Origin of the sequence: Acidovorax sp. 99, assembly GCF_003096455.1 — a bacterium.
In the GTDB taxonomy this organism is placed as follows: Bacteria; Pseudomonadota; Gammaproteobacteria; order Burkholderiales; family Burkholderiaceae_C; genus Acidovorax; species Acidovorax delafieldii.
In genome coordinates, this window is sequence record NZ_QEKU01000001.1 from 3,414,027 (window position 1) to 3,434,754 (window position 20,728).

The 20,728-nt window shown below is 64.6% G+C and carries 19 protein-coding genes; 11 read left to right on the forward strand and 8 right to left on the reverse strand.

From position 1 onward, the window contains the following. Positions 1-17: 17 nt before the first annotated feature. From C8C95_RS15895 to C8C95_RS15905, 3 genes are read right to left on the reverse strand one after another with little or no spacing between them, the layout of a single operon-like run. On the reverse strand, positions 18-1,133 hold the full coding sequence (locus C8C95_RS15895; RefSeq protein WP_116749207.1) for an acyl-CoA dehydrogenase family protein: 1,116 nt from the start codon (positions 1,131-1,133) through the stop codon (positions 18-20). Between the two features lie 24 nt (positions 1,134-1,157). Beyond that, entirely contained in the window at positions 1,158-2,339 is a 1,182-nt protein-coding gene (locus tag C8C95_RS15900; protein WP_015013079.1) for an acyl-CoA dehydrogenase family protein, read from the reverse strand. Positions 2,340-2,386: 47 nt separating this feature from the next. Beyond that, a complete protein-coding gene (locus C8C95_RS15905) occupies positions 2,387-3,088 on the reverse strand; it encodes a YceH family protein (protein ID WP_116749208.1) in 702 nt (233 codons plus the stop codon). A 283-nt stretch (positions 3,089-3,371) separates the two neighbouring features. On the opposite strand from C8C95_RS15905, the gene purN reads away from it, so the two are divergent. Beyond that, positions 3,372-3,953 (forward strand): phosphoribosylglycinamide formyltransferase, encoded by a 582-nt coding sequence (purN, locus tag C8C95_RS15910; RefSeq protein ID WP_116749209.1) that lies wholly within the window; start codon positions 3,372-3,374, stop codon positions 3,951-3,953. Positions 3,954-4,222: 269 nt separating this feature from the next. Here purN and xopAW read toward each other — a convergent pair whose 3' ends face one another. Further along, positions 4,223-5,230 carry a XopAW family type III secretion system calcium-binding effector gene (gene xopAW, locus C8C95_RS15915; protein WP_116749210.1) on the reverse strand — a complete coding sequence of 336 codons (1,008 nt, stop codon included), beginning with the start codon at positions 5,228-5,230 and terminating at the stop codon, positions 4,223-4,225. 240 nt (positions 5,231-5,470) lie between these two features. Here xopAW and C8C95_RS15920 point away from each other — a divergent pair, with 240 nt between their 5' ends. Together C8C95_RS15920 and C8C95_RS15925 are read left to right on the forward strand one after the other, a co-directional pair. Continuing rightward, positions 5,471-6,199 carry a response regulator transcription factor gene (locus C8C95_RS15920; protein ID WP_056061026.1) on the forward strand — a complete coding sequence of 243 codons (729 nt, stop codon included), beginning with the start codon at positions 5,471-5,473 and terminating at the stop codon, positions 6,197-6,199. Positions 6,200-6,240: 41 nt separating this feature from the next. Then, positions 6,241-7,311, forward strand: coding sequence for an ATP-binding protein (locus C8C95_RS15925; RefSeq protein ID WP_116750312.1), 1,071 nt, complete (start codon positions 6,241-6,243; stop codon positions 7,309-7,311). Positions 7,312-7,314: 3 nt separating this feature from the next. Here C8C95_RS15925 and C8C95_RS15930 read toward each other — a convergent pair whose 3' ends face one another. Then, the gene (locus tag C8C95_RS15930; protein WP_056747477.1) at positions 7,315-7,569 is read right to left on the reverse strand and encodes a DUF1653 domain-containing protein; all 255 of its coding nucleotides are present in this window, start codon (positions 7,567-7,569) and stop codon (positions 7,315-7,317) included. A 66-nt stretch (positions 7,570-7,635) separates the two neighbouring features. Here C8C95_RS15930 and C8C95_RS15935 point away from each other — a divergent pair, with 66 nt between their 5' ends. The 3 genes from C8C95_RS15935 (at position 7,636) to C8C95_RS15945 (ending at position 12,223) form a co-directional block, all read left to right on the forward strand. Further along, the gene (locus C8C95_RS15935) at positions 7,636-9,489 is read left to right on the forward strand and encodes a M48 family metallopeptidase (RefSeq protein WP_116749211.1); all 1,854 of its coding nucleotides are present in this window, start codon (positions 7,636-7,638) and stop codon (positions 9,487-9,489) included. Positions 9,490-9,593: 104 nt separating this feature from the next. Then, on the forward strand, positions 9,594-10,868 hold the full coding sequence (locus C8C95_RS15940; protein WP_116749212.1) for an RsmB/NOP family class I SAM-dependent RNA methyltransferase: 1,275 nt from the start codon (positions 9,594-9,596) through the stop codon (positions 10,866-10,868). A 140-nt stretch (positions 10,869-11,008) separates the two neighbouring features. Further along, positions 11,009-12,223, forward strand: coding sequence for a fatty acid desaturase (locus C8C95_RS15945; protein ID WP_116749213.1), 1,215 nt, complete (start codon positions 11,009-11,011; stop codon positions 12,221-12,223). Positions 12,224-12,474: 251 nt separating this feature from the next. Here the strand turns inward: C8C95_RS15945 and rpmG are convergent, their stop codons facing one another. From rpmG to trxB, 3 genes are all read right to left on the reverse strand, one after another. Beyond that, the gene (rpmG, locus tag C8C95_RS15950) at positions 12,475-12,645 is read right to left on the reverse strand and encodes a 50S ribosomal protein L33 (protein WP_008904999.1); all 171 of its coding nucleotides are present in this window, start codon (positions 12,643-12,645) and stop codon (positions 12,475-12,477) included. 11 nt (positions 12,646-12,656) lie between these two features. Then, complete coding sequence (gene rpmB / locus C8C95_RS15955) at positions 12,657-12,890, reverse strand: 50S ribosomal protein L28 (protein WP_010463481.1); 234 nt, start codon at positions 12,888-12,890, stop codon at positions 12,657-12,659. Between the two features lie 181 nt (positions 12,891-13,071). Beyond that, positions 13,072-14,025, reverse strand: a complete 954-nt coding sequence (trxB, locus tag C8C95_RS15960) for a thioredoxin-disulfide reductase (protein WP_056061042.1) — start codon at positions 14,023-14,025, stop codon at positions 13,072-13,074. A 186-nt stretch (positions 14,026-14,211) separates the two neighbouring features. Between trxB and C8C95_RS15965 the strand changes: the two genes are divergently transcribed. The 5 genes from C8C95_RS15965 (at position 14,212) to C8C95_RS15985 (ending at position 20,715) form a co-directional block, all read left to right on the forward strand. Beyond that, positions 14,212-14,889 (forward strand): Crp/Fnr family transcriptional regulator, encoded by a 678-nt coding sequence (locus C8C95_RS15965; protein WP_056061043.1) that lies wholly within the window; start codon positions 14,212-14,214, stop codon positions 14,887-14,889. A gap of 73 nt (positions 14,890-14,962) precedes the next feature. After that, the gene (locus C8C95_RS15970; RefSeq protein WP_116749214.1) at positions 14,963-17,299 is read left to right on the forward strand and encodes a DNA translocase FtsK; all 2,337 of its coding nucleotides are present in this window, start codon (positions 14,963-14,965) and stop codon (positions 17,297-17,299) included. 44 nt (positions 17,300-17,343) lie between these two features. Next, entirely contained in the window at positions 17,344-17,976 is a 633-nt protein-coding gene (lolA, locus tag C8C95_RS15975) for an outer membrane lipoprotein chaperone LolA (RefSeq protein WP_055403072.1), read from the forward strand. Positions 17,977-18,072: 96 nt separating this feature from the next. After that, positions 18,073-19,428: a replication-associated recombination protein A gene (locus C8C95_RS15980; RefSeq protein WP_116749215.1), complete on the forward strand. Its 1,356-nt coding sequence runs from the start codon at positions 18,073-18,075 to the stop codon at positions 19,426-19,428. A 357-nt stretch (positions 19,429-19,785) separates the two neighbouring features. After that, positions 19,786-20,715: a branched-chain amino acid ABC transporter permease gene (locus tag C8C95_RS15985; RefSeq protein WP_056061051.1), complete on the forward strand. Its 930-nt coding sequence runs from the start codon at positions 19,786-19,788 to the stop codon at positions 20,713-20,715. Positions 20,716-20,728 lie beyond the last annotated feature (13 nt).

A 20,728-nucleotide genomic window follows, 5' to 3' on the forward strand; every position in this document is an offset into this window, starting at 1 on the left:
GCCTGCGTCAGGTCACATCAGGCAAACACGCCCGCCGTGTCTTGCATGCGGGCGGACACTTCGCCCAGATGGTGCAGCGTGTCGCCAAAAGTCACTTCCAGCTGCGTGAGCTTCTTGAAGTAGTGGCTCACGATGTATTCGTCCGTCACGCCGATGCCACCGTGCAATTGCACGGCCTGCTGACCCACAAAGCGCATCGACTGGCCCAGCTGCACCTTGGCGCGGGCCATGGCGGCGCGGCGTTCTTCCGCAGGGGCGCCGAGCTTGAGGCTGGCGTAGTAGCTCATCGAGCGGGCCAGCTCCAGCTGCATCTTCATGTCGGCCACACGGTGGCGCAGCGCCTGGAAGCTGGAAATGAACACGCCGAACTGCTTGCGCTGGTTCATGTACTCGACTGTGATGGCCACGGTTTTGTCCATCACGCCCACGGCTTCGGCGCAGGCGGCGGCGATGCCGGTGTCCACGGCCAGCTCCAGCGCGGCCAGGCCGTCGGTGGTGATGAGCGTGGCGGGGGCGTTGGCCAGGTGCACTTCGGCGGCGCGGCTGCCGTCTTGCGTGACGTAGCCTTGCGTGGTCACGCCGCTCGCAGTGCGTTCGACGAGGAAGAGGGCGATCTTGCCGTCCAGTTGTGCGGGCACGATGAAGGCGTCCGCCTTGTCACCCGCAGGTACTACGCTTTTGATAGCTGTTACCGTATATCCTGATTGCGCTTTAGCTGCTTTTGCTTCGCAAACATCCAGGCGGTAGCGCGCCTTGCGCTCCTGCTGGGCCAGCACCACCAGGGCTTCGCCGCTGGCCACGCGGGGCAGCCAGGCACTTTGCACTTCGGCGGGTGCGTAGTGCGACAGCACGCTGCTGGCGATGAAGGCTTGGGCGATGGGCTCCAGCACAATGCCACGGCCCAGTTCCTCGGCCACCACCATCGCGTCGATGGCGCCCTGGCCCATGCCGTCGTGCGCTTCGGGCACCGTCAGGGCGGTCAGGCCCAGCTCGGCCAGCTCGCCCCAGGCGGCGCGGTCAAAGCCGCCCGCAGCCACGGCCGCGCGGCGGCGCTCAAAGGTGTAGCCCTTGTCCACCCACTTGCGCACGGCGTCGCGCAGTTGTTCCTGGTCGTCAGAAAAATCGAAATCCATGTTCTTGTCTCCTGGAACTTGAGATCAGCCGAGGACGGTCTGAGCCACGATGTTGCGCTGCACTTCGTTGGAGCCACCATAGATGGTGGTCTTGCGCAGGTTGAAGTAGGTGGATGCCAGCGGTGCGTTGGCGGTGACGCCGCCGGGGAAGTTGCCCTGCCAGCCGGCCTCCATGGCCTCTTCGATGAAGGGCATGGCAAAGGGGCCTGCGGCCAGCATCATTAGCTCGGCGTAGCGCTGCTGGATCTCGCTGCCCTTGATCTTGAGCAGGCCCGCGATGTCGAGCGAGTTCTTGCCGGACTTCTCGGCAGACAGTACGCGCAGCACCAGCATTTCGAGTGCCACGATGTCGACTTCGAGCAGGGCGATCTGGTCGCGGAAGCGCAGGTCGTCCCACACGCCTTCGGTCTTGGCGATGCGCTTGAGGCGCTCCAGCTCGCGCTTGCTGCGGTTCACGTCGGCGATGTTGGTGCGCTCGTGGCTCAGCAGGTGCTTGGCGTAGGTCCAGCCCTTGTTCTCTTCACCGATCAGGTTCTCGGCGGGCACTTCGACGTTGTCGAAGAACACTTCGTTCACTTCGCACTCGCCGTCCAGCAGCTTGATGGGGCGCACGGTGACGCCCTTGGACTTCATGTCCACCAGCAGGAAGGAGATGCCGGTCTGGGGCTTGCCCTCGGTGCTGGTGCGCACCAGGTTGAACATCCAGTCGCCATGCTGGCCCAGCGTGGTCCAGGTCTTTTGGCCGTTGACGATGTACTTGTCGCCCACGCGCTCGGCGCGGGTCTTGACGCTGGCCAGGTCCGAGCCCGAACCGGGTTCGCTGTAACCCTGACTCCACCAGACTTCGCCGCTGGCGATGCCGGGCAAGAAGCGCTTTTGCTGCTCGGCATTGCCAAACGCCATGATCACCGGGGCCACCATCACCGGGCCGAACGGCACGATGCGTGGCGCGCCCGCCAGGGCGCATTCCTCTTCAAACAGGTGCTTTTGCACGGCTGTCCAGCCGGGGCCGCCGAACTCCTTGGGCCAGCCAAAGCCCAGCCAGCCCTTTTTTCCCAGGATCTTGGCCCAGCCCTGCATGTCTTCGCGGGTCAGGCGCAGGGCGTTGTGCACCTTGTGCGAAATTTCCTTGGGCAGGTTGGCGTGAACCCAGGCGCGAATCTCTTCGCGAAACGCCTGTTCTTCGGGGGTAAATGCGAGATCCATGCGGTGCGTCTCCTAGTGATACTGCATTTGTAGCACGGTCGTTCGTTTTATTCCTGTCCGGGTGGCGACATTGGACTGAACTCAGGGGAAATGCCCAGCTCGGCGCACAGGCGCTGCACGGTGTTGCGCAGGCTTGCCACTTCGGCCTCCAGGGCGTCCACACGGGCCTGCAGTGCGGGCGATGGGCTGACGCCCGCACTGCCTGCGGGCGCATGGCTGGCGGTGGTGTCCACCGGCCCGCACATCAAATGCGCCCAGCGTTGCTCGCGCGCGCCGGGAGCGCGGGGCAGCTGCACGACCAGCGGGCCACCCTTTTCGGCACTGCGCTCCTGCAACTCGTCCAGAAAGGCTTCGACCGACGAAATGTCCGCAAACCGGTACCAGCGCTCGGCGTTGATGCGCAGCTCGCCCGCCGTCTGCGGGCCGCGCAACATCAGTAAGCCCAGCAGCACGGCCGACTGCTCGGGCACGCCCACGCCACGCTGAAAGTTGTGCTCCCAGCGTGTGGTGCGGTTGCCGCTGCTCTCAAACGCCAGCGTCAGCAGCTTGAGTGAATCCAGTGCCTCCTGCGCCTCGGCGTCACTCAGGTTCATCACCGGGTCGCGGCTGGTTTTCTGGTTGCAGCCGGTGACCAGGCCGTTGAGCGACATGGGGTAGCTGTCGGGCACGGTGCGCGCCTTTTCCATCAGAGTGGCGAGCACGCGGGCTTCGTTGGGTGTCAGGGGACGGGTGGTGGGGTCGAAGGGCATGAGGAGGCTGTCGGGCTTGGGGTTGGCGCTGCGTTGTGCGACAGAGTATGCAGGCTAGGCGCCCAGCGCAAGCAGCACTGGCTGTGCAGCGAGCATGGGCAACGCCGCCTGCGTGCTATGTCGCACAACCCTTCGGGCCGCCACCTGGGGCCGCCATGCTGCGTTGCGGGTTCGTTGTGTGGCTGGGCCACACGGCCTCACCCGCGCCTTGCCTGGCACCCCCAGGCGGTGGCGCAGAGCGAACCCCATGCTCGACAGCCTCCTAGATAATCCGTGGCAATTTATGAAGAACATCGTCATTCTGATCTCTGGCAGCGGCTCCAACATGGCCACCATCGTCCGCACGGCACAGCAGGAGCGCTGGGAGCAGCGCTACGGCGCCCGCGTGGCGGCCGTCATCAGCAACAAACCGGAGGCCGCCGGGCTGGTGTTTGCGCGCGAGCAGGGCATCGCCGCCGAGGCGCTGGACCACAAGGCGTTTGCCAGCCGCGAGGCTTTTGATGCCGAGCTGGCGGCCACCATCGACCGCCACCAGCCTGCCCTGGTGGTGCTGGCGGGGTTCATGCGCATCCTGACGCCAGGGTTTGTGGCGCACTACGCCGGGCGGCTCATCAATATCCACCCTTCGCTGTTGCCGGCCTTTACCGGGCTGCACACGCACCAGCGCGCCATCGACGCGGGCTGCAAGTTTGCGGGCGTGACGGTGCACCGGGTGACGGCCGAGCTGGACGTGGGCCCCATCCTGGACCAGGCCGTGGTGCCGGTGCTGCCGGGCGACACCGCCGAGACGCTGGCCGCCCGGGTGCTGACCCAGGAGCATGTGATCTACCCCCGCGCCGTGCGGGCGCTGGTGCGCTCCCTGTAGGGGGGTGAGGTCGGGGCGAGGTAGGCCGGGCGCGTGGGGTGCCCACCGCTCCCACGTTGACAGGGTCAATGCTACTAAATTTATAGCTATCAAGGCATGATGCACTAGCGCATCTGGCCGATTTGGATCAGGTTTCGTGTCCCAGGACCCACCCACCAGCCCCGGGGCCGGTTTCTGGCTCGCACAGCTCGTCAACTGACGGGCGAATCGCACTGTGCGGCCAGAAACCAGGGGTGCCCGGAGTGCGCCACCGGGTCTTTCACACCTTGTCAGGCCACGGCGCTCAGACTGCTGGTGTTCGATGCCGTGCGCCAGTCGCTGGCGGCGCGTTCGTACTGCTGCCGGGCAAAGTCGGCCAGCCGCGCCAGGTCGTTGCGGCCGGTGGACTCTGTGCTGGTGCTGGACTGGACCTGGCTGGTCAGTTGGTCGATGAACGCCTTTGACTCGCTGGCGCTGATGCTGGCATCGCCGTCGGTGTCGATGGCGTTGAACAGCGCGGTGATGGCGTCCTGCTCGGCTGTGCTGGTTCCGCCCGCCAAGCGCTCGGCGGCGGAGACCTTGCCATCCTCGTTGGTGTCCAGGGGGTCGTAGCTGGTCGCCGAGCTGCTGTCGGATGCGGCGCCAGCGCCACCTGCACCCCTCGGACCACCCGGACCACCCGGAGGTGCTGGCATGCCGCCCATGGCCTGCATGCCATCGGCACCCGCGCCGGGGCCTGAGGGGCGACCCGCATCGAACTCGGCCTGCGTCAGGCTGCCATCACCATCGGTATCCAGCTGGCCGAACACGTCGTCGCTGCTCACGCCGGTCTGGCTGGCGGTGCCGCCGGACATGGCCTCCAGCAGGGCCTGCAGCTCGGTCTTGCTCACGGCGCCATCGCCGTCGCTGTCCACTTTGCCAAACAGGTCGTCGCCCGCCTGGCCGGTGGCGCTGGTGGCCGAACTGCTGCTTTCGCCACCGCGCGACTGGGCAAATGCCATGGTGGAGGGGGGCGGTGGCAGCACGCTTTGCAGAGTCTTGCCCAGCTCGCCGGCGTTCAGGCTGCCGTCGCCGTTGGCGTCGTATTGCTTCACCAGGTCGGCCGCGCTGGTCTGGCTGCTGGCGCCGGTCTTCTTCGCCACGTTGTCCAGCAGGCCCTGCAATTCGGTGTCGCTCACGCCGCCGCTACCGTCGGTATCGATCTTGGACAGCAGCCGCTCCGGCGAAGGCCCCGGGCGCGATGCCCGCTGCACGCTCGCACTGGACCAGGCACTGCTGACGCTACTGATGGTCGTCATCGTTGTTCCTTTCGTTCCAAAGGTGGACCGGTGCCGGGCCCTCCACTGCGGAAGCCCTCAGCCATGGCCCGATCCCATTCTTGGGTGCGCGTGTCTCCAGGGTTTGTCCGCTTTGTACCAAGGCCGATACAAAGGGCAGATGCAAGGCATGAACAGGGGGGCAAAGGCCCGCCAGATTGCCCCGAGCAGGGTGCGCAGCCTCCCTAAACTTGGTGCGTTCTTTTGTGCCTGTGCCTGCCCATGCAACACATCCTGGTGGTGGACGACGATGTCGAGATCACCACACTCCTCACCGACTACCTGACCCGCTTTGGCTATGCCGCCCACGCGGCCTGTGACGCGCAGACGATGCGCGCCCAGATGGCCGCCCAGCCCATCGGCCTGGTGGTGCTGGATGTGATGCTGCCCGGCACCGACGGGATCACGCTGGCAAGGGAGCTGCGTGAGCGCTCGCGGGTGCCCATCATCATGCTCACTGCGCGCGCCAACCCGTATGACTGCGTGCTGGGGCTGGAGATGGGCGCGGACGATTACATGGGCAAACCCTTCGAGCCGCGTGAGCTGGTAGCCCGCATCCAGACCGTGCTGCGCCGCACGCGCGGCGCCGAGGCACCTGTGCGGCAAGGGCCTGATGAAGTGGTGCGGTTTGATGGCTGGACGCTGCACAGCCTGGAGCGGCATCTGGTATCGCCCGGGGGCATGGTAGTGCCCTTGTCGAATGCCGAGTTCCGTTTGCTGTGCACCTTTTTGCGCATGCCGCGCCGCGTTTTCAGCCGCGACCAGCTCATGGAGCAGGCCCGCGGCCGGGCCATGGATGCATTCGAGCGAAGCATCGACCTGCTGGTGTCACGCCTGCGCAGCAAGCTTGCGGACGATCCGCGGTCGCCTTCCATGATCCGCACCGTGCGCGGTGCCGGGTATCTGTTCAACGTGCAGTCGCTGCAAGGGCAGGTAGGGTGGCCCCACTGACGCCCACGCAATCGCAGCTGCGCGCTGCAGTCCAGCGCTGCATGCCTGACACCCTGTTCGGTCGGCTCGCCCTGCTGCTCATCGCCGCCGTCATCGTGAGCCATGTGCTGGCGCTGACGCTGATGTTCGAACTGCGCCCTGCCCATCCAGGCCACCCGCCCGGCCCGCCGCCGCACGCATTGGCGGCCGATGGGCGCCCATTGCCGCCGCCAGGGCCCGCACCGGGCTTGTGGAACGCACCACCGTCGCTGCAGCTGGGCCTGTTGCTGGACATCAGTGTGCGTCTGGCCGCATTGGTGGCTGCAGCTTGGTGGGCTGCGCGCTGGCTGTCGCGCCCCATGCGCCGGCTGGCTACGGCCGCACAGGAGCTGGGGCGCGACATCCACCGCACCCCGTTGCCCGAGGACGGCACGCTGGAATGCCGCGACGCCAGCCGTGTGTTCAACCAGATGCAGGCGCGCATCCGCCAGCAACTGGCCGAGCGCGACCGCTTTGTGGCGGCCGTGTCGCACGATTTGCGCACGCCCCTGACGCGGCTGCGGCTGCGCACCGAAAGCCTGGGCGACGCCCAGGCGCAGCAGCTGTTTCGGCGCGACATTGCCGAAATGGACGCCATGATTGCCTCCACGCTGGATTACCTGCGTGGCGTGGCGGGTGAGGAGGCTTGGGTGCATCTGGATGTGCAGGCCCTGGTGGACAGCATGGCGGACGACCAGGTGGCGATGGGCCACGCCGTCACCGTGGTGGGGCAGGCTGCCCCCTTGCGTGTGCAGGCCGTGGCAATGCGGCGTTGTCTGGACAACCTGGTGGGCAATGCCGTGCGCTACGGCGGCAGCGCCGAGGTCACGCTGCACGATGTGGCAGACGCCCTGACCATTGAGGTGCGTGACCACGGCCCGGGCTTGCCGCCCGAGGAGCTGGACCGGGTCTTGGAGCCCTTCTACCGTGTGGAGGCCTCGCGCAATCGCCAGAGCGGCGGGGTGGGGCTGGGGCTCACCATCGCCAGCGACATCGTGCGGCGCCACGGTGGCCGACTGGCGCTGCGCAATGCACCGGGCGGTGGGCTGGTGGTGGCCGCAGTGTTTCCGCGCGCTGTCGCCGGATATCAGTAGGGCTCAGGCGGCGGGAGCTTCGCCCTCCCATTTTTCAAACCGGGGGCGCAGCACGCCATCAATGAGCACTTGCTCCTCAAACATGGCGGCCGGCCGCACCCACAGGCCGCGCTGGCCATACAGCGCGCGGTACAGCGTCATGGGCTCCAGCGTCTCGCTGTGGCGCACGGTGTCGATCACTTCATAGAGCATGCCCTTGTAGTGGCGGTACAGGCCGGGTGGTGTGCGGATGAGCTCTGGCAGGTCGTCGTCGGTCATGGTGTTGCGGTGGCGTGAATGGTTAGGATGGCGGCTGAAAAAAATCAACCAGAGTGAGGGACGCCCGTGGATCAGGCAGATTTTGTGCACATGGTGCGCATGAGCGAACATGCCAGCGCCGAGAACAGTAGCGCATACCGCCGCAGTGTGGCTGCGTTTGCCGCCCTGGGTTATGCATGGGTGCTGGGGTGTATGGCACTGGCCGTGGGTATTTTGCTGTGGGTGGTGCCCCAGTTGCTGCAGGGGCGCTTTCGTTTCGCGATGCTGTGGGCCCTGCTGGGTGCCGGAGGTCTGCTGTGGGTGAGCCTGCGTGCGCTGTGGGTGCGGTTTGATGAGCCCCAGGGCGTGGAGATCACAGCACTGGATGCCCCCGACCTGTTTGAAGCGCTGGCGCGCATCCGCCGCAAGATCAAGGGCCCCCCCATCCACAAGGTCACGCTGACCGACGAGTTCAATGCCAGCATCCAGCAACTGCCGCGTTTTGGGCTGCTGGGCGGCGCCGTCAATCACCTGAGCATTGGCCTGCCCCTGTTGATGGCACTTGACCGGCCGCGATTCCTGGCGGTGCTGGCGCACGAGTATGGCCACCTGCGGGGCGACCATGGCCGCTTTGCGGCTTGGATCTACCGCACCCGCCTGTCGTGGATGCGCCTGAACCACAGCCTGGCCGACGATGAAGGGCCGGTGGCTGCCGCCACGCAGCTGTTCATGCGCTGGTACTTTCCACGGTTTTCGGCCAAGACCTTTGCACTGGCCCGCCAGGATGAATACGAGGCCGACCGCATCGCCGGCAAGCTACTGGGCCGCGACGTGACTGCTGCGGCCTTGGCCGAGATCGAGATCCGGGGCGCCTGGCTGCAGGCGGAGTTCTGGGGCAACCACTGGTGTGCAGCGGCGGGTAACCCGTTGCCGGTAGGCCCTTATCGCAGCATGCGCCGTGCCCTGGCCAAGGCCCCCGATGCCGCCTTTGCCAACGATGCCCTGCGCCAGGCGCTCAAGCGTCTGAGCAATCTGGACGACACCCACCCCAGCCTGCGCGACCGCATCGAGGCACTGGACGCCACGCCCACCCTGCCGGAATGGTCGCGCGGCAACGCGCTGGCCCTGCTAGGCCCGGATGCCAAACGCTGGGTGGCCCATTTCGACAAGCAATGGTGCCGCGACAACGCCAGCGAATGGAAGCAGCACCACGCCTGGCTGGGGCGCGTGCGCGCACGCGCCGAGGCCCTGGGTGCATCCACGGCACAGAGCAGCGCTGCGGACCTTGTGGAGCTGGCCCGCCTGAAGCGCCATCTGGACCCGCATGCCGATGTCCGCGCCCTGTACGAGCTGGCGCTGCAGCGCAGCCCCGAATACCCTGCCGCGTTGCGCGGGCTGGTGCCCTGCCTGGCAGAGGAGGATCGGGAGGGCAAGCTGCAGCTGCTGCACCGCCTGTGGGAAACCGGCAGCAGCGACCGTTACTGGGCTGCGCGCACGGCATTGGCCGAACTGGAGACTCCACGCCTGGGGCTGGACCACGATGCGGCCGCTTTCAAGCAATGGCGCAAGCGGCTGGAGCGCGCGCAAGAATCCGAAGAGCGGGCCTGGGAAGAGCTGTCGGGCACCTCGTTCTTCAGCCAGATCGTGCGGCATGACCTCAGCTCGTTCGAGCTGGCCGAACTGCAGTCCGAGCTGGCCCGCTGCGCTCCTCTGGCCCGCTGCTGGCTGGTGCGCAAGAACCTGCGCGAGTACCCCCAGCGCCGGGCCTACCTGGTGTTTGTCGAGCTGCCGGGCATGGACGATGAAAGCCGCTACCACCTGTGCCGCGCGCTGGAGCGCAACCTGAGCCTGCCAGGCCCCGCGCTGGTGCTGTGGGCGGGTGAGTCGCCGACCCTGCAGCAGATCGAGCGCTCGGCGTTCGAACCGATCTACAGCCGCTGACGACTTGGCCGTGCATGGAGTGGCTTGGCCGTTGAGGTTTGGCTCCCGCGTTGGACGGGTGGGGGCGAGGTCGCCAGGTTGGCCGGGAATGGGACAATCGCAGGATGCATCCCAAAGTTCTTCTCGACGCCTGCACCGAACTGGTCAGGCTCACCCTCACGTTTGAACACCCCGCCGACGCGGTGGTGTCGCGTTTCTTCCGCGACAACCGGGGCCTGGGGCCGCGCGAGCGCGCCACGCTGGCTGAAACGGTTTACACCGTTCTGCGCAAGAAGCTCCTGTTTGACCACATGGCCCCGTCAGGCTCGGGTCCCAAGGAGCGCCGCCTGGCCATCCTGGGTTTCTATGGCCCGCGCGATTTCCTCAAGAGTGCGTTGACCGACCAGGAGAAAAACTGGCTGGACCAGTGTGATGCGGTCACGGTCGATGACCTGATGGAGCGCCATCGTCACAACCTGCCCGAATGGATGGTCAAGCCCCTGAAGGACCAGCTGGGCGATGGCTTCTGGCCGCTGGTGGAAAGTCTGGCCCAGAGCGCCCCCCTGGATTTGCGCGTCAATGCCCTCAAGGACAAGCGCGCCGATGTGCAAAAGGAGCTGGCCAAAGCTGGCATCAAGGCGCATCCCACACCGTATTCACCCTGGGGCTTGCGCATTGATGACAAGCCCGCGCTGACCAAGCTCGATGCCTTCACGCGGGGCGCCATCGAGGTGCAGGACGAGGGCTCACAGCTGCTTGCCCTGCTGCTCGACGCCAAGCGTGGCGAGATGGTGGTGGACTTCTGCGCTGGCGCTGGGGGCAAGACGCTGGCCATTGGCGCGAGCATGCGCAGCACTGGGCGGCTGTACGCTTTTGACGTGTCAGCTCACCGCCTGGATGCGCTCAAACCGCGCCTGGCCCGCAGCGGCCTGTCGAACGTGCACCCCGCCGCCATCGCCCACGAGCGTGATGACCGCGTCAAGCGCCTGGCGGGCAAGATCGACCGCGTCCTCGTGGACGCGCCTTGCTCGGGTCTAGGCACCCTGCGGCGCAACCCCGACCTCAAATGGCGCCAGTCGCCCAAGGCCATCGAGGAGCTGGTGGCCAAGCAGACGGCCATCCTGGACAGTGCAGCCCGCCTGCTCAAGCCGGGCGGCCGTCTGGTGTACGCCACCTGCAGCATCCTGCCGCAAGAAAACGAGGCCATTGCCGAGGCCTTCAGCGCAACACACCCCGACTTCCAGCTGCTGGATGCTCGTGAACTGCTGGAGCAGCTCAAGGTCGAGGGGGCTAAGGGTTTGTGCAGCGGGGGTGCATCGGGCAGTGATTATTTGCGCTTATGGCCCCATCTGCATCAGACCGACGGGTTTTTTGCCGCCATCTGGGCCAAAAAGGACTGAAACGCTGGAGGTAGGGCTCTAAACACCCTAAACCAGCGTAAATACTGTGGATTCCCCTGATCCGTTCAGAAACGGGCCATCTAAAATTAGTGACCTGTTTCGTTGGTGAGCGGGTTCTCTGTAGTAAGGTTTTTGTGAATATGCTGTTACCCGACTGGGCTGTACTGAACGCCGCCATTGACTGGCTGGGAAATGGGTTGTGGAACCTGTCCTGGTGGCAGATCGTGTTGTACACCCTTGCCACGACCCACATCACCATCGCTGCGGTCACGATCTTCCTGCACCGCGCGCAGGCACACCGCGCGCTGGACCTGCATGCCATCCCCTCGCATTTCTTCCGCTTCTGGCTGTGGATTGGTACCGGCATGGTGACCAAGGAATGGGTGGCCATCCACCGCAAGCACCACGCCAAGTGTGAAACTGTGGATGACCCCCACAGCCCCCAGACCCGCGGGCTGGACACGGTGATGTGGCGCGGCGCCGAGCTGTACCGCGCCGAGTCCAAGAACATGGAAACCATCACGAAGTTCGGCCACGGCACCCCCGATGACTGGATGGAGCGCAATGTGTACACCCGCTACGGCTGGCAAGGCGTGGGCCTCATGCTCATTCTGAACCTGGCCCTGTTCGGCGCCCTGGGCGCCGCGGTGTGGGCGGTGCAGATGCTCTGGATTCCGTTCTGGGCAGCAGGGGTGGTCAATGGTGTGGGCCACTACTGGGGCTACCGCAACTTTGAGGCGCAGGACGCCAGCACCAACCTGTCGCCCTGGGGCATCATCATTGGCGGCGAAGAGCTGCACAACAACCACCACACCTACCCCACGTCGGCCAAGTTCTCGGTCAAGCCGTATGAATTTGACATTGGCTGGGTGTACATCAGCCTCATGAAGAAAATCGGCTGGGCTACCGTGAAGAAGGTGCCACCCAAGTTGCAACTGGGCGATGTCAAGCCGGTGGCTGATGAAAAGACGCTGGAGGCCTTGATCGCCAACCGCTATGAAGTGATGGCGGGCTATGCGCGCGGTGTGCGCAAGGCGTGCAAGGATGAGATTGCCGCGCTGCAGGCCCGTCAGGCCGATGTATCGGTGCTCAAGGCTGCCAAGCGCTGGCTGCATCGCGATGCCGAGAAGGTGCCGGCGGGGGCCTTGCCCCAGCTGGCTCAGGCCCGCGCTGCGCATCCGGCCCTGGACAAGATGGTGACCATGCGCGAAGAACTGCGTCAGCTGTGGCTCAACACGTCGCAATCCCGTGAGCAACTCACTGCCGACTTGCAGGCCTGGTGCCGCCGCGCCGAGGAGAGCGGTATTGCCACTCTGCGCGAGTTCTCCATCAGTCTGCGCGCTGCACGGGCCTGATGTAATGCCTTGGTGGCGCTGTCGGTCGGACCACTGACCCCGGCGCACCTCCCCATAAACCGCTGCAGGGCTTTGTGCCCTCAGCGGTTTTTTGTTGGCTGTGGGCCTGCTGGCTCTCGCAGTTGGTGGGGAACAAGTCGTCGATGGCGGGAGGCGGTGCTGTAGTCATCGGGCTGCATGGATTGCAGCCATGAAAAAAGCCGCCGGGCTGAATGCCGGGCGGCCTTTGGGATGACAAGAAAGAGACTGAATTACTTCAGCTTCATTTCCTTGTATTCCACATGCTTGCGAGCCTTGGGATCAAATTTCATGATCAGCATCTTCTCGGGCATGGTCTTCTTGTTCTTGGTCGTGGTGTAGAAGTGACCGGTACCCGCAGTGGATTCCAGCTTGATCTTGTCGCGTCCGCCTTTGCTTGCCATGGTGCTACTCCTTAAGCCTGGCCACGGGCACGCAGGTCTGCGAGCACCGAGTCGATACCGTTCTTGTCGATCAAACGCAGGGCAGCGCTCGAAACACGCAGGCGCACCCAACGGTTTTCGGTCTCGACCCAGAAACGGCGGTATTGCAGGTTCGGCAGGAACCGGCGCTTGGTTTTGTTGTTGGCGTGGGAAACATTGTTCCCCGTCATGGGCTTCTTGCCCGTTACGTCGCAGACGCGTGCCATGAGGACACTCCGATACTGATTAACGGCCGTTCGCTGAGCCCTGGGCTGTGTGCCCAGGTTGGCTTGCGGCCTCACCTCGCCAGAAAGGGTGGCGGTAACCCGATTTGCTTGGTTTCAGGTGCCGCAAAAACGGGCCGAATTCAGCAAAGCCGCAGATTATAACCTGCAGCTCATTTTTTCATCAAGACTCTTGTTCGAGGAAGCGCTGGGCGTCCAGCGCAGCCATGCAGCCGGTGCCCGCGCTGGTGATGGCCTGACGGTACACATGGTCCTGCACGTCGCCTGCGGCAAACACGCCGGGCACGCTGGTCTGTGTGGCAAAACCCTTGAGCCCACCCTGGGTGATGATGTATCCGTTTTCCATCTCCAACTGGCCCTGGAAGATCTCGGTGTTGGGCGCGTGGCCGATGGCGATGAAGCAACCTTGCAGCTTGATGTCTTCCGTGCTGCCGTCCTTCGTGCTCTTGATGCGGATACCTGTCACGCCCGTGTTGTCGCCCAGCACCTCGTCCAGAGTGTGGAACAGCTTGAGCTCGATCTTGCCCGCTGCCACTTTCTCGTTGAGCTTGTCCACCAGAATGGGTTCGGCCTTGAACTTGTCGCGGCGGTGCACCAGGGTGACCTTGCGGGCGATGTTCGACAGGTACAGCGCTTCCTCCACCGCCGTATTGCCGCCACCGACCACGCAGACATCCTGCTCGCGGTAGAAGAAGCCGTCACAGGTCGCGCAGCCGGACACGCCCTTGCCCATGAAGGCTTCTTCCGAAGGCAGGCCCAGGTATTTGGCCGATGCGCCAGTGGCCAGAATCAATGCGTCGCAGGTGTAGGTACCGCTGTCGCCGGTGAGTGTGAAGGGCCGCTTGCTGAAATCGACCTTGTTGATGTGGTCGAAGATGATCTGGGTCTTGAAGCGCTCTGCGTGCTCCAGAAAACGCTGCATCAGCTCCGGTCCCTGCACGCCGTGCACGTCGGCAGGCCAGTTGTCCACCTCGGTGGTGGTCATCAGCTGGCCACCCTGGGCCATGCCGGTGATCAGCACCGGGTTCAGGTTGGCACGGGCGGCATAAACCGCTGCGGTGTAGCCCGCAGGGCCCGAGCCGAGGATCAGAACTTTCGCGTGTTGGGTGGTGGACATGGTAAAAGCCTGTGTTTTGCGCCCGCTACATGGGGCGCTGTTGGGAAAGCTGGGGGCTGAGCCGCCGAGTATCAACCGGCGTCCGCTCGCGAGAGTGGCCCCGTTTTCAATCACGGTGATTGTAAGAACCCATTGATAACCCGTTGCGGCTCCGGTTGGGTCGCACCCCTGAAAGGAGATGTTTGCATGTCCACGATGTTGTCCAACCTCGACCTGCTGCGCCGGGTACCTTTGTTTTCGCTGCTGACGGTGGCGCAGGCCGAGGTGATCAGCGGCGCAGTGATCAAACGCCGCTTCAAGCGGGGCGAGGCGCTGGTGGAGCAGGGGCAAAAGTCCAATGCCCTGTTCATCCTGCTCACAGGGCGCGCCCGGGTCATGACCTCGGACAGCCGGGGGCGTGAGGTGATTCTGGCCACCCTCGCCCAGGGCGACTACCTGGGCGAGATGAGCATCATCGACAACGAACCCCACTCGGCCACGGTGCGTGCCGAGGTGCAGACCGACGTGCTGATGCTGGGGCGTGCGGAGTTTGCACGTTGCCTCACCGAGAACGCGTCCATGTCGCTGGTGGTGATGCGCGGGCTGGTCAAGCGGCTGCGCCACGCTGATCGCAAGATTGAGTCACTCGCGTTACTGGATGTGTACGGCCGTGTGGCCCATGCCTTGCTGGACTTTGCGGTGCCCGATGCGCAGGGGCAGCTGCTGATCAAGGACAAAATCTCCCGCCAGGACCTGGCCAAGATGGTGGGAGCTTCCCGCGAAATGGTCAGCCGCGTGATGAAAGACCTGGAGGAGCGCGGCTTCATCGAGGCGCTGCCCAGCGGGGCTACCCTGCTCAAGGACCGGCTGAACGCGCTGGGCTGAAATCCGGGGGGCGGACCCTGCGCCGGGTGGTGCGCCCAGCGCAACGCATGGGGTAAGCTCACCCCGCACGTTTATGACCTATTCCCTCAATACCCTGAATGCATCGGCGGCGGCCAAGTCGCCGCCCCGCACGGGCGCCGCCCGTTTTGGCCACGAAATTGCCCTGGTGGTGGGCTTGCTGGCCCTGGTTTTCTGGCTGCTGGCGCTGGTCAGCTATTCGGCGCAGGATGCGGCCTGGTCCACCTCGGGTGCCCGCGACGCGCGCTCCGTTGCCAATTGGGCGGGGCGCTTTGGCGCCTGGCTGGCCGATGGCAGCTACTTTGCGCTGGGGTTTTCAGTGTGGTGGTGCGTGGCGGCTGGCGTGCGGGCCTGGCTGTCGTCGCTGGCGCGCTGGATGCGCGGAGGCGAAGTGGTGGCAGGCGCCGCCAGCCCTCTGGTGCGCCGGGCCACGTTCTGGGGTGGACTGGTGGTGCTGATGTGTTCCAGCACGGCGCTGGAATGGTCGCGTTTGTACCGGTTTGAATCGTTCCTGCCTGGGCATGCAGGTGGCGTGCTGGGGTATCTGGTGGGGCCAGCTGGCGTGAAATGGCTGGGATTTACGGGCTCCGGCTTGTTGGCGATCGTGCTGGCGGTGGCGGGGGCGGCGCTGGTGTTCCGCTTCTCGTGGGGCCATGTGGCGGAGTTTCTCGGAGGGCGCCTTGATGCGCTGGTACAGGCGCGCCTGGCAAAACGCGAGGTGGCCAAGGACGTCGCCGTGGGCCGCAAGGCAGCACGCGAGCGCGAAGTGGTGGTATTGGAGGAGCGCACCGAAAGCGAGGTGCACCACCCCGAGCCCGTGCAAATCATCGAGCCGATTCTGGTGGATGTGCCACAGAGCACCCGTGTGGTGAAAGAGCGCCAGAAGCCCCTGTTCACCGAGATGCCGGACAGCAAGCTGCCGCTGGTGGACCTGCTTGACGGACCCCTGCAGCGCCAGGAAACCGTGGCCCCCGAGACGCTGGAGATGACCAGCCGCCTCATCGAGAAAAAGCTCAAGGACTTTGGCGTGGAAGTGCGTGTGGTCGCGGCCATGCCCGGCCCGGTGATCACGCGCTACGAAATCGAGCCCGCCACGGGCGTGAAGGGCTCGCAGATTGTGGGCTTGGCCAAGGACCTGGCGCGTTCGCTGAGCCTGGTCTCGATCCGCGTGGTGGAGACCATCCCCGGCAAGAATTTCATGGCGCTGGAGCTGCCCAACGCCAAGCGGCAGTCCATCCGCCTGTCAGAAATCCTAGGCTCACAGGTTTACCACGAGGCCAAGAGCATGCTCACCATGGGCCTGGGCAAGGACATCGTGGGCAACCCGGTGGTGGCAGACCTTGCCAAGATGCCACACGTGCTGGTGGCGGGTACCACAGGCTCGGGCAAGTCGGTGGGGATCAACGCGATGATCCTGTCGCTGCTGTACAAGGCCGAGGCGCGCGATGTGCGCCTGTTGATGATCGACCCCAAGATGCTGGAAATGTCGGTCTACGAAGGCATCCCGCACCTGCTGGCGCCCGTGGTCACCGACATGAAGCAGGCGGCGCATGGCCTGAACTGGTGCGTGGCCGAGATGGAGCGCCGCTACAAGCTCATGTCCAAGCTGGGCGTTCGCAACCTGGCGGGCTACAACACCAAGATCGACGAGGCCAAGGCCAAGGAAGAGTTCATCTACAACCCCTTCAGCCTCACACCCGAGGAGCCCGAGCCGCTGCAGCGCCTGCCGCACATCGTGGTCATCATCGACGAGCTGGCCGACCTGATGATGGTCGTGGGCAAGAAGATCGAAGAACTGATCGCCCGCCTGGCGCAGAAGGCGCGCGCGGCCGGCATCCACTTGATCCTGGCCACCCAGCGCCCCAGCGTGGACGTGATCACCGGCCTTATCAAGGCCAACATCCCCACCCGCATCGCGTTCTCGGTGGGCTCCAAGATCGACAGCCGCACCATCCTCGACCAGATGGGTGCCGAGGCGCTGTTGGGCATGGGCGACATGCTCTACATGGCCAGTGGCACGGGCCTGCCGATCCGTGTGCATGGCGCCTTCGTGTCGGACGAAGAAGTACACCGTGTCGTCAGTTACCTCAAGGAACAAGGGGAGCCGGACTACATAGAAGGCGTGCTCGAAGGTGGAACTGTGGATGGCGAAGGGGATCTGTCAGGGGAGGGCGGCGGTGGCGAAGGGGGCGAGAAGGACCCCATGTACGACCAGGCCGTCGAAGTGGTGCTCAAGGACCGCAAGGCCAGCATCTCTTACGTGCAGCGCAAGCTGCGCATTGGCTACAACCGCTCGGCGCGGCTGCTGGAAGACATGGAGAAGGCTGGACTCGTCAGTGGCCTGACCACCAGCGGCCAGCGTGAAGTGCTGGTACCCAACCGCAGCGAATGATCGGCCGGACCACAAGGCCGGACCCTACCCCACAGGAGTTTCTGTTGAAAAAGATCGCTACTGCAATTTTGATAGCTGCTGCGGCAAGCATGGCTAGCGCTGACGGGCTGAAAAGCCTGGAATCCTTCATGAAGGGCACGCAGACGGGCAAGGCCGACTTCACCCAGACTGTGACCTCGCCCCCCAAGGACGGCCAGACCGCGCGCACCAAGACATCGAGCGGCAGCTTTGAGTTCCAGCGCCCCGGGCGCTTCAAGTTCGTCTACAAAAAACCTTTTGAGCAGACCATCGTGGCTGACGGCCAGACTTTGTGGCTGTACGACGTGGACCTGAATCAGGTCACGCAGCGCTCGCAGTCCCAGGCGCTGGGCAGCACGCCCGCTGCGCTGCTGGCGTCCGCGCCGGACCTCTCGGCGCTGAAGGCCGAGTTCACGCTGGAGGCCTCGCCGGATGCGGATGGCCTGCAATGGGTGCTGGCCAGCCCCAGGACCAAGGACGGCCAGCTCAAGAGCGTGCGTGTGGGCTTTGCGGGCGAGCAGCTGGCGGCCCTGGACATTCTGGACAGCTTTGGCCAGCGCTCGCTGATTCGCTTTACCGGTATGCAGGCCAATGCGGCACTGCCTGCCAGCACGTTCCAGTTCAAGCCTCCGGCAGGGGCTGATGTGGTGAAGCAGTAGTTTCTGCTCTTGAAACAATAGCTGCCAACGCATGATTTTTGGGCGCTAGAAGCCAATTTGGCTTGAAAATCAGCGTACTGTAGACAGGATACGAACATGGCAGCACGCGGTGCCTCCGCCCCTTCTCCGGCACACCCCTCCACCCACCAGCCCCTGGCAGAACGTCTGCGGCCCCGCACGCTGGGCGAGGTGATCGGGCAGCAGCATGTGCTGGGCCCGGGCATGCCGCTGCGCCTGGCCTTCGAGTCAGGCCGGCCGCACAGCTGCATCCTGTGGGGCCCCCCTGGAGTGGGCAAGACCACCATTGCGCGCCTGATGGCTGATGCGTTCGATGCGCAGTTCATCAGCATCAGCGCCGTGTTGGGCGGGGTCAAGGACATTCGCGAGGCGGTGGAGCAGGCCCAGGCCGCGCGCGATGGGTTGATGCAGCAGCGCACCATCGTGTTTGTGGACGAGGTGCACCGCTTCAACAAGAGTCAGCAAGACGCGTTCCTGCCACACGTTGAATCAGGCCTGTTCACCTTCATCGGCGCCACCACCGAGAACCCTTCGTTTGAGGTGAATTCCGCGCTGCTGTCGCGAGCGGCGGTCTACGTGCTGCAGCCGCTGTCTGAGCAAGATTTGAAGCAGATTGTGGCCCTGGCGCAGGAGGAAGATGCGCTGCCTGCTATCGAAGGTGTAGCAATCGACCGCCTGGTGGCCTATGCCGATGGCGACGCGCGCCGCCTGCTCAACACGCTCGAAACCCTGGCCATGGCGGCTGCGCAGGAGAAGCTTTCCGAGATCACCGATGCCTGGCTGCTCAAGGTGCTGGGCGAGCGCATGCGCCGCTACGACAAGGGCGGCGAGCAGTTCTACGACACCATCAGCGCGTTGCACAAATCGGTGCGGGGCTCTGACCCCGACGCTGCGTTGTACTGGCTGGTGCGCATGCTCGACGGCGGTGCTGACCCCCGCTACATGGCGCGCCGGCTGGTGCGCATGGCAGCCGAGGACGTGGGCCTGGCCGACCCGCGCGCATTGCGCCTGGCACTGGATGCGAGCGAGGTGTACGAGCGCCTGGGCAGCCCTGAGGGCGAGCTGGCGCTGGCCGAATGCGTGGTGTACCTGGCGGTGGCGCCCAAGTCCAACGCGGTCTACAAGGCCTACAACGCGGCGCGGGCCTGGGTCAAACAGGATGGCACACGCCCGGTGCCCATGCACCTGCGCAATGCGCCCACCAAGTTGATGAAAGAGCTCGACTACGGCAAGGGCTACCGCTACGCCCACGACGAAGAGGGCGGCTTTGCGGCAGGGGAGAGCTACCTGCCCGAAGGCATGCCAGAGCCCGGCTTCTACCAGCCCGTGGAGCGGGGTCTCGAAATCAAGATTGCCCTGAAGCTGCGTGAGCTGCGCGAACGCAATGCCGCAGCAGCCACGCCAGGCCTACAGGATTCAGATACCGCCTCCTGATCCGAGACCTGATCGGTGGGGCGAGGTGGCCGCGCATGTCCTGCGGCAGTCCCAAGGTGCTGCGCAGCCTGCTTTATGCCGATTCTGCATGATCAAGGTAATAAGTTTGCACATCAATTATCTTGCGTGCATCAAAATTCCTTATGCAGTGCGTGGCGCGCTGATGTGACCAAAACCCGAGGGAAAACCCCGCCCGGCTTGGATTGGGGCGGTTGTGACTACTCGCTACAATCCCGTCCACAAACCCGCACAGCTGCATTCCTGGCGGGTTTTTTGCTAGATGGCAGTCGGGCCCACAAGGCTGTACCGATTCCGGTGCCAAAGCGGTGGGTACGTCACAAACGAAGGACTTCTCTTATGGACATTTTGCTGCAACAGATCATCAACGGTCTGGTACTCGGCAGCATGTACGCCTTGATAGCCTTGGGCTACACGATGGTGTACGGCATTATTCAACTCATCAATTTCGCCCATGGCGAGGTGCTCATGATCGGCGCCCTCACCAGCTGGAGCTGTATTGGAATGATGCAGGCTGCCATGCCCGGCGCGCCGGGTTGGGTCATACTGCTGCTGGCCACGCTCATCGCCTGCGTGGTCGCTGCCACGCTCAACTTCGTGATCGAAAAGGTGGCCTACAAGCCACTGCGCACCAGCCCCCGTCTTGCCCCCCTGATCACTGCCATCGGCATGTCGATCCTGCTGCAGACGCTGGCCATGATCATCTGGAAGCCCAACTACAAGCCCTATCCCACGCTGCTGCCCAGCACGCCGTTCCAGTTGGGTGGTGCCTACATCACTCCCACCCAGATCCTGATCCTGGGGGTGACGGCGGTGGCCCTGGCTTCGCTGGTCTATCTGGTCAACCACACCAACCTGGGCCGCGCCATGCGCGCCACGGCGGAGAACCCCCGCGTGGCCTCCCTGATGGGCGTGAAGCCCGACATGGTGATCTCGGCCACCTTCATCATCGGCGCCATCTTGGCGGCCATCGCCGGCATCATGTATGCCTCCAACTACGGCACGGCGCAGCACACCATGGGCTTCCTGCCGGGGCTCAAGGCCTTCACGGCGGCGGTGTTCGGCGGTATCGGCAACCTGGCCGGTGCGGTGGTGGGCGGCATCCTGCTGGGTCTCATCGAAGCCATCGGCTCCGGCTACATCGGCACGCTCACGGGCGGTTTGCTGGGCAGCCACTACACCGACATCTTTGCGTTCATTGTGCTCATCATCATCCTGACGCTGCGCCCCTCGGGCCTGCTGGGTGAGCGTGTGGCCGATCGCGCCTGAGGAGCCTCACACC